The organism is Acetomicrobium mobile (genome assembly GCF_937920065.1).
Window position 1 is genome coordinate 1 of record NZ_CALETC010000096.1, and the last position, 2,577, is coordinate 2,577.

A 2,577-nucleotide genomic window follows, 5' to 3' on the forward strand; every position below is an offset into this window, starting at 1 on the left:
CCAGAAAGCTCAACTACATAGCGAAACGTGACTGTTGGAAAGAGGAGTTGACCCTACATGGAGAGTATCCCCGTGGGAATCGATGTGGGTACGCGACATTCAATCCTGGCCATTATCGATGACCATATAGGACCAAGGGTCATCAAGAATCGATGGGGAAATGAGAAAACTTCTTCCTTCGTTGGCTATCGTCACGGTAGATTATGTGCGGCGGAAGATGCCCTTCCTGCAGTTTTTACTTACCCTGGTGGCTCTTGCGTAAGCGTAAAGCGTCATATCGGTGCTTCGCAAAAGCTACGACTTGGGGGCAGGACCTTTGTAGCCGAGGAACTTCTTCAGGTTCTTTTGCTTTACCTAAGAGAAGATGCTGAGGCCTATTTGCAAGCAGTTGTAAGGGAATGCTTTATCGCTGTTCCTTCCTGCTTTGATTTCAAACAAAGGGATATGGTAAAAAGTGCAGCCCAAAAAGCTGGATTTCGTGGTGTCAAATTGATAAATGAACCCACGGCTGCCGCTATGGCGGTGAGCCTAGAAGGAAACGTGCTGGTGTTTGATTTCGGTGCCGGCGCTGTTGATATATCGGCCGTTGAAAAGAAAAGCGATCTTTGTCATGTGCTTGAAAGTATCGGATCGACCAAGTTTGGAGGTATGGATCTAGATAAAGAAATAGCTCTTCATATATGGAAATTAATGGGAGAAAGAGGAGATCCTAGTGAGGATCCAAGATGGCCTTTACTCTTAATGGAGGCTGAAGCGATCAAGGAATCATTGTCCTTTACAAATGTGGTGAATTGGTGGCCAAGGGCTTGCGGGTTTATTCTCCATAGAAACAAACCATTAGCAATATATCGTGAAGAAATAGAAAGCTTGATCGCTGCATTTATCTTGCCTGTTTTAGATCTGGCAAAAAGGATATGGGATAGATATAATTGCCAGATACTTCTTTTGGCAGGAGGTTCTGCGCGGATGCCATTAGTGCGTCGGTTGTTGGCTGAAGCAATAGCTGAACCGGAAAAAGTGCAAATTTGTCCCGATGAGGCCATCGCTGTGGGAGCTGCTGTCTTAGCCGGGAAGCGAGGAAAGCTTTTTATAGATGTATTGTCCTGTGATTTAGCCATTAGCACGACCGATGGCGGGATTTCTGTGATCGCTTCGAAGGGCACGCCGCTGCCCATTAAGTTGGCAAAGCGGTTTATGGTGGTTGGGTCGGGCTCGGTTGAAGCGAAGGTTTTGCAGCTCAAAAGCGATGAGTCTGGATCAAGAGTAGAAACACTGTCTACTTTAGTTATCAAAGGGACAAGATCAGGGGATGTGGTGAAAGTGATTTTCCTTGTTGATGGTAGTGGGCTTTTAAGAATCGATGTGGCGAATGAAAAAGGGAATTTGTATCTAAGCCAGGATGTCGAAATTCCCAATTTTCCTTCCCGCGATTATTATTTCAAAGAGCGAAAGCATAAAATTGAGGAACTCGAGAGAAAGTTGGCTCTCTTCTCATATCTCTTCGATCCCCCTTTGGAAAAGAAAATAACCGAACTTTTTAACAGCGTTAGATGTCTCCAAAGTGCGGAAGAAGACCTGTGGCAAGATGCCTTGGCGGTTTTGGAATCAACCGTAAACAGGATTGCCCAGGTGGTGAAAAATAAGTGAAGTCGCTTGAAATGAGCTATAAGCTTTTAGATTTACAACCCGGCGTTTGCTTTGCTGACGTTAAAAAAGCGTTCCGCAAGAAAGCGCTTCTGTGCCATCCCGATATTGCAGGGGAGGAATACTCTTTTCAATTTCAACAGATTAATGAGGCTTATCTTGCTTTGAAAAATGCCTTGCTCAATAAATCGGCAGTTAAGAGTCCCGCAAAAAGTCATACTAAAACTAGTGGTGATACAAAAGATCTTTTGATAAAAAAAGAGATAGAAAACATACTAAAGGAAGCCCAAGAATATCTATCGGCGCTTGTAAAAACAGTGGGTGATGACTGTAAAATAAAATTATCTGATATTCTTTTACGCTTACAAAGCAGACATCCCGAGGTGAGGTTTATAGCAGCTGATCACTTAAGAAGGTTGGAATGGGAAGAAAGTTACATGGATGAACTGATGAAAACGATACCAAAGATCCTATTTGATGATGCTATGCTCGATGTCATGCTTGATTTTCTGAGCAAAGCTCCTCGGCATTGCCAAAAAAAGATAATCCCACTGGTCTCAACTAGCGTTAAAAATCTCGGTGAGAGAGCGTGTATTAAACTTTTATATTGGGGTAAGCAGGCAGGTTGGAGCGTGAAGGCATTGATGCCTCTTTTATCCCATCCTTCAAGTCGAGTTGTTTCGCTTGCCCTATCCATGTTACCATCGATTGATGAAGTTCCTTTGACGGTTGTGTTATCCCTCATTAAAGTGAAGGACGAGGAGGTGTTGATACCTTTACTCAAGAAATTAAAGGGGAACAGATATTTATGTTGTTTGCAGGGAAAAGTAAGAGAACTTGCCGAAGATCATCCCTCGTTAAATGTTCGCGCATGGGCGAGTTGGCTTGTAAGAGACATGAATGTAGGGTAAAATAGATTAAAAGGTTTTGGAG

General features: G+C 43.4%; 2 protein-coding genes. Both read left to right on the plus strand.

From position 1 onward, the window contains the following. The first annotated feature begins 57 nt into the window (after positions 1 to 57). A complete protein-coding gene (locus Q7P41_RS04160; protein ID WP_303882337.1) occupies positions 58 to 1,647 on the plus strand; it encodes an Hsp70 family protein in 1,590 nt (529 codons plus the stop codon). After that, positions 1,644 to 2,555, plus strand: coding sequence for a J domain-containing protein (locus Q7P41_RS04165; RefSeq protein WP_303882340.1), 912 nt, complete (start codon positions 1,644 to 1,646; stop codon positions 2,553 to 2,555). The genes Q7P41_RS04160 and Q7P41_RS04165 overlap by 4 nt, the downstream gene beginning before the upstream one ends. Positions 2,556 to 2,577: the final 22 nt, after the last annotated feature.